Here is a 6057-nt window from a genome sequence, read left to right on the forward strand (position 1 = left end):
ATGCCGGCAAACAAATGGCTGGAGATTATCTGAATGAATATGCAACCATAAGACCACTAAGTAAAGAAGAAATACAATTACTATCGCCCGTAATAGCTTTTAGGCATTATATGATTAGTAATTTAAAAATTCTGAATGGGCACACAAGCAAGATTGATTCAAATAATTACATTAATCTTGAAAAAGAAATTACAAGCTTGGCGTATAGTGTATGAATGGCTCAAAGGTCCGACCCCATAAACGTATACACTATGCTAAAGTATACTTAATGACAACAAAAAACCTACAGTTTGCGCGCAATTTAGTGAAAGGCAAAATAGCAGAAACCATTTTTGCACAAATGCTCCGCGAAACTGGGTTACTAAAGAAACAGCCACCTAAAACAATCAACTTTTGCATAAACTATCCGATCTGGGAATAGCACTGACAATAAAGAAAGGGCCGCATCTTCTAAATTATTAATCTAATATTAATCGCTTAGTTGATGCCCCGACCGGCACCGGATGTTGAAATCCGGTGCCGGTCGGGTAGTGCTCAGCTCCCTTAATCAGTAATTCAACATAGCACGGGTGCCCTCCCTGGAAGGGCGTCACACGCCACGCTGAAGCTGCTAGTTGTTGTATGATGTTGACAGGTCGAAGTCCGGGATGATGGTCTCGGGCCGGAAGATGACTCGCGGCCGGAACATGTCGACCTGGACGCCTCGCAACTGCGTGACGACGAAAGTGACATTGTCGGACTTGCCGAGCGTTGTCCGCTCGATCTCGCCGCTGGCCCGGTCGACCAGGCATACTGCCTCGATCGTATCGACATCGGTCTCGTAGGAGCAGAAGCCCTCTACAGTGAACAGCACTGTATCGGTGATGGCGTTGATGCCAACGATCCGACGAGGTACCTCGAAGTTCTCGGCAGCCCTGGACAGGTTCTGGTTGGCGGTGTCGGCTGCGGAGGTGCAACCGGTGAGTGCCAGTCCAGCAACTACGAAGGCGATAGCAATTGACTTGCGTTTCATGGCGATCCTTTGAGAGACGATGAATTACTCTTCCTGTTTATCCGAAACAGGTCAAATAGTTCAATTGATTAGAATTATTTGACCTGCCTCGGAAGAAGAAGTACAACTAGCTTGGTAAGGTGCTGAGAAAACTTAGACTTGCATTGCTACACTTGTGCAAACAATGTAAGACTAACCAGTTTATTATAACATAAAACACAAGACCTGTAAATATTTATTATTAACTCACAACTTTTGCTACATATATTGAACTTAAAATGCTAGGTATTCTAAATTGATAGTACGAAGTGGTTGCTTTATGTTTTTAGGCAAGTGTCTTAACCCATAACCCTAAATTTGCATTTTCATTACTCTGCAGGGTTGGATCCAGCAAGCACCACAAGCATGAATCTTGCTATATAAATTTCCAAGGGCGGACCTTTTACAGATAGCACAATTGCAATAAACCGACGACCTTATTAACGAAATACCCCCACCATAAAAGGTAAATAGCATTAGCACTTTTCGTGCTGTAGCTTGTTAATATACAATGTAACAAGTAAAAAACTTAGTGTGTAATAAAAGGTAGTGTCAGAGTTTATGAAAAAAAATAGCCCTGGGAATAGTTCAGCGTAACGATGAAGTCTTACTAATAGAACGACGCCGTAAAGAACACGGCTTAAATGATGAGTCATTGAATTGGGTTTTTCCTGGTGGAAATATTGAACCTGGTGAAACAAATAATTCTGCCGCTGAAAGAGAAGTATACGAAGAGACGGGTTACACTGTAGAAGCAGTAAAGGTCTTAGACCACCTGCAACACCCTACATTTCCTGCTTATGTCTACTACATAGCCTGCAACCTAGCAAATATTGCTCCAGATAAAGTTGACGACAGCGGTGTACTGCAAGTGCAATGGGTCCAAATTTCAAAACTCGGTTCGTTTGTAACCAGCTCACTCAACATAAAAGTCATGGACTACTTAACTAAACAGCGCCCACTTTAGCCTCATAATAAAATCTGAATGCAGGACTCTTTAAAGAAAGCAAAAATACAAGTCTTGTAACTACTATTCTTTATCTTAGCCAGTCTTCTGGTAAGTCGCCACGCTTTACTAGTTCATCTATAGTTGATTTTTCTAATGCAGCATCAGCTAAATACTTAGAACTTTGTCGTAAGTCCATACGAGAAATAGGACACTTATTGCATGCTATTGTTCCCATAAGATTACCAAGTGATTCAACAGCACCACTTAAAGACGTACTCTGTTCACCACTTTGTGGTTCTTGGCCTTTATATTTTAGTATTGGGCAGTTAACTGTGGCACGATAGGCTTTAGTTTGAAAAATACTAGGCATACCATCTTCTCTTTGTCTTTGTTCAGTTGTAATTGAGATTGCTGCGCTCTGGCAGCTTTCCATGGTAGTTTTCATTAGTAGAGCTCCTTATAAAAATATATTAACATAATATAGTAAAAATAGCAATATCTACGTATACTTTACTAACTTTGCAATAAATAGTAGGCTCCCAATGCTCAAGGGTCTGACCCCATAAACACAAAAAAAGTATAAAGATAGGTTAAAGACAGATAAAACCTACAGTTTGCGTGGAATTTAGTGAAAGGCAAAATTGCAGAAACCATTTTTGCACAAATGCTCCGCGAAACAGGTCAATTTACAGTATTAGAATTTGGCTACGAAAAAATCATTCCAGACTTAGTTGGGCAGGGCTATGAAGAAAACGATGCATTAGTAGAGACTCTACGAACAGCACCAGACTTTGCTGTGATAGACCATAACAGCAGAAGTGTGCATTTGGTAGAAGTAAAATATATGCGTGTTATTAATGCAGCGTATGTCTTAAAAGACGCTGAACGTATGCATAAAGCATGGAACCCGTCGTATCTATTTATTGCATCGCTACAAGGTTTTTACTTTGATGAAATTAGCACAGTAATTAAAAATAACGGTGCTTTAGCACCGTTACCAACCGTCCAAGTACCTGAAGGGCTACAAAAAACCTACCTAAAAATCCTCCAAGACTTCGAATCCTAAGCGTTAGTATGTTTATTCTCTAGGTACACGTGCGATAATAGAATCATGAATATACTGCTATTGCCAGGTGCGGGTGCTAAGAATGAGAAATGGATAGAAGAAGTGTCTAGGGCATACGAACCGTATTATGACGAAGTGCGTGTACTGCATTACCTGCACTGGAATAACAAAGATTTAGACTTTGATCTTGAACAAGAGCTGAATAGATTGGCTAAAAAAGTAGTCGGGCTTGAGCCATATGTTGTTTTTGCAAAGTCTGCTGGCAGCATTTTAGCGTGCGCTGCAATAGCAAAAGAACTGATACATCCGAAAGCTTGTTTATTTGCCGGTTTACCGCTTGCAATGATACAGAACCATAACTTGCCTATATACAGATGGCTGGCAGAAAGTAAATGCGGCATAACATTCATGCAAAATGAAAATGATCCTCTTGGCATATATGAAGACTTGCGCTATTTTGTTAGTAAACTGCCTAAAAAGAATACTCAGATATACAAGCTACCAGGCGATACTCATGACTACAGAGTAGAAGATATACTCAATTTTAGCCGAACTGCACTGTAAACTTTTTGGTCTGAATCTATACTCTGAAGGGTTGGATCCAGCAAGTATGAATATTGCCATATAAAATCTGAAGGTCAGACCTATTACAGATAGCACAATTGCAAAAATCTGTTAAAAATGTTATAATAATAAATAATGATTAAACCTATACCAGAGAACTACAAACCATTAATAAGTGATCTAGATATGCTACAGCGGCGCGAGGGCAATAGATTAAAGCTTGCGGAAAGAATCAAGAACTTGGAAGCAAGTAATGATGAAATAATAGACTGGCATTATGGTTCTGATGGTTTGCGCGAGACAATAGTCGTAAGAATGCTTTTAGGAGAGATAAATCCACAATATAGAGATATGGCAAAGGAGGGCATCGTAGATTTAATACATGAAGGTGAAATTAGCGCTATTGGCGGTTCTTTATTAGTTCTACGAACTGCATATCCTAATTATTTTGAAGGTTTGGATTCTGAACAAGCACATAGTGTGTTTAAGGATATCGCAAATCAATCGAAATTAGACTTAAAAAAAGACACCAAAGGTTCAGTTATGGGCTATGTAACCTCAATGTTATTAAGGTTGAACAGAATTGATGTCGATCCAGATAATGATGAAATAGTAAAAAATTTGCTTATCGGTGCTGATATGTTGCGTACCGCTAGAACAGAAACAGCCACGTTTCAACAAATGTATGAAGAATTGGCAGATGAGCAAAAGATACCTCGAAAAGATAGATCTATATTTTACGGCCACTGCAACAGCGCTTCTGCGATTATATATGATTTTATTGCTGGTTTACCTCATTTTAATAGTATTTCTAACAAAAACACTATGCTTTATAGCGTTAAGGCTTGCCAGCAAATGGTAGCTGCAATGCTGAGAGACGTGCAAGTACTAGAAAAAGTGCTAGTTAATTTAAGAAAGAATAATAAAACTAGTAGTTTTGGTGAAATTGAGAGCACGTTGTCTAATTTATTAGTAACTCAGTTGTTAACCAATTTAGCAGACGGTGACACAATATTAACGGACAATGTTTTAGAAGAATTTAAACATACCGCGGTTGTGTACTTAGCAGATAGTATAAAAAGAGCATACATAGGTGAAAACAATGATGGACTCCTTTATGAGTCAGATTATTCAAAGAAGCAGATTAGAGGCATGCTTTTTGAAGCTATCTGGCAGTTAGATTTCATAGTGCTAAATATTATTAATAATAAATTTAATCCTTTCTATACTCCTTCGTTGACTTTCGAAGACCAGCCAAAGATAGGATACCCTGCACTCAACCATGGATTTGACGGAACAATTAGAACACATAATGGCTTAAATCTTATACAACTTAAATCATCTAAATATGGTGCAGAGCAAGGGCATTATCATCCAAATATACGGATTGTATATGATGAAAAAGACACCGATGAAGCTGAACCTAGAAGGTTAACAGCAAAATTAGGGAAATATATTGAAATATTTAATAAAACTACAATAACTCCTGAAGAGGCAAAAACTGCGGAGCGGTTTGTACTTAGTTCTGTAAAGAAAGAGTTTTACGATGGAGCAAGAAATGCTGAAGAAAAAAAGGGTGAAAGTGCTTTAAGCAGAGCCGCAATAAACTACACTGGATTAAGATTTGAAGATATTGCAGACTCTAGGGTTATTGAGAAACCATTCAGTGGTCTAAACAGAAAGCAAAGGCGCGATCAAGCAAGGAAAAACAAGAAAAAACGGTGATTATGAGCTTTTACTCTGCAGATGAAATCTGAAGGGCGGACCTTTTCAGATAGCACAATTGCAAGTCTATACCTTTCCTATAGTTGCCTAATTGTTACCCTTAGACCCTAAAAAAATAAATTGTTATAAATATATTAATATCATACTCAATAAAACTTGCAAAAAAGTAACAAATATGATATGATAATTTTAATGCTTTGTGGCAGGAGGTTTTGCAGTTTTCTACCGCTAAACAACACCAATCCGCCGGGTTTACGGCGAGAGTGAGAGGGCAATCGTGAATACTAGGATAACCGACGGACCAGCCAACTACGAGCTACACAAGTGCTTGCAGTACGGTAGCATCAATCCATTCGCCAGCTTGCTGGACTTCACTACTGAAGATGGTCAGACTGTTCGCGGAGTGGTGAAGGGCATCGTGATGATGAGCGAGATGAACATCACCCTGACCGTCGACTTCTTCGACGAGGTGACCGGGTGGAGAACATCCACCTTCAACTACAATCCACTCATGCGCAAAGGTGTAATATACGCCTAGTACGCCCCTCGACCCCCGCAGCAATCCAGCTGCGGGGTTTTCCATTCAATAAACTACACGACCTATATTTAGTATGTACGCAGAATCACAAGTACATGAATATATTTCCAATACTCTGCAGGGTCGGACCCGGCAAGTATGAATCTTGCTATATATAAATTTCCAAGGTCGGGCTTGTTACAAAT

9 protein-coding genes are annotated in these 6057 nt (G+C 39.3%); 7 read left to right on the plus strand and 2 right to left on the minus strand.

Going from position 1 to position 6057, the window contains the following annotated elements; genetic code table 11:
* Both H6795_04275 and H6795_04280 read left to right on the plus strand, forming a co-directional pair.
* Nucleotides 1-215, plus strand: a 215-nt coding sequence (locus tag H6795_04275; protein ID MCB9817709.1) for a hypothetical protein, incomplete at its 5' end; no start/stop codon positions are given.
* A 53-nt stretch (nt 216-268) separates the two neighbouring features.
* Entirely contained in the window at nt 269-421 is a 153-nt protein-coding gene (locus H6795_04280) for a hypothetical protein (protein MCB9817710.1), read from the plus strand.
* 189 nt (nt 422-610) lie between these two features.
* Here H6795_04280 and H6795_04285 read toward each other — a convergent pair whose 3' ends face one another.
* A complete protein-coding gene (locus H6795_04285) occupies nt 611-1012 on the minus strand; it encodes a hypothetical protein (protein MCB9817711.1) in 402 nt (133 codons plus the stop codon).
* Between the two features lie 589 nt (nt 1013-1601).
* On the opposite strand from H6795_04285, the gene H6795_04290 reads away from it, so the two are divergent.
* Nucleotides 1602-1997 carry an NUDIX hydrolase gene (locus tag H6795_04290; protein MCB9817712.1) on the plus strand — a complete coding sequence of 132 codons (396 nt, stop codon included), beginning with the start codon at nt 1602-1604 and terminating at the stop codon, nt 1995-1997.
* A 70-nt stretch (nt 1998-2067) separates the two neighbouring features.
* On the opposite strand, the gene H6795_04295 is transcribed toward H6795_04290, so the two are convergent.
* Nucleotides 2068-2424, minus strand: a complete 357-nt coding sequence (locus H6795_04295) for a hypothetical protein (GenBank protein ID MCB9817713.1) — start codon at nt 2422-2424, stop codon at nt 2068-2070.
* 183 nt (nt 2425-2607) lie between these two features.
* On the opposite strand from H6795_04295, the gene H6795_04300 reads away from it, so the two are divergent.
* From H6795_04300 to H6795_04315, 4 genes are all read left to right on the plus strand, one after another.
* Entirely contained in the window at nt 2608-3045 is a 438-nt protein-coding gene (locus tag H6795_04300; protein ID MCB9817714.1) for a hypothetical protein, read from the plus strand.
* A gap of 45 nt (nt 3046-3090) precedes the next feature.
* Complete coding sequence (locus tag H6795_04305; GenBank protein MCB9817715.1) at nt 3091-3609, plus strand: hypothetical protein; 519 nt, start codon at nt 3091-3093, stop codon at nt 3607-3609.
* Between the two features lie 135 nt (nt 3610-3744).
* Nucleotides 3745-5334, plus strand: a complete 1590-nt coding sequence (locus H6795_04310; GenBank protein ID MCB9817716.1) for a hypothetical protein — start codon at nt 3745-3747, stop codon at nt 5332-5334.
* A gap of 277 nt (nt 5335-5611) precedes the next feature.
* Nucleotides 5612-5872, plus strand: coding sequence for a hypothetical protein (locus tag H6795_04315; GenBank protein ID MCB9817717.1), 261 nt, complete (start codon nt 5612-5614; stop codon nt 5870-5872).
* Nucleotides 5873-6057: the final 185 nt, after the last annotated feature.

Source organism: Candidatus Nomurabacteria bacterium (assembly GCA_020631975.1).
Lineage (GTDB): Bacteria > Patescibacteriota > Saccharimonadia > Saccharimonadales > CAIOMD01 > JACKGO01.

Bases quoted from the DNA above. Each gene is read 5' to 3' on its own strand.
- H6795_04285 (MCB9817711.1), bottom strand. From the start codon at position 1,012: ATGAAACGCAAGTCAATTGCTATCGCCTTCGTAGTTGCTGGACTGGCA.
- H6795_04295 (MCB9817713.1), bottom strand. From the start codon at position 2,424: ATGAAAACTACCATGGAAAGCTGCCAGAGCGCAGCAATCTCAATTACA.
- H6795_04280 (MCB9817710.1), top strand. From the start codon at position 269: ATGACAACAAAAAACCTACAGTTTGCGCGCAATTTAGTGAAAGGCAAA.
- H6795_04310 (MCB9817716.1), top strand. From the start codon at position 3,745: ATGATTAAACCTATACCAGAGAACTACAAACCATTAATAAGTGATCTA.
- H6795_04305 (MCB9817715.1), top strand. From the start codon at position 3,091: ATGAATATACTGCTATTGCCAGGTGCGGGTGCTAAGAATGAGAAATGG.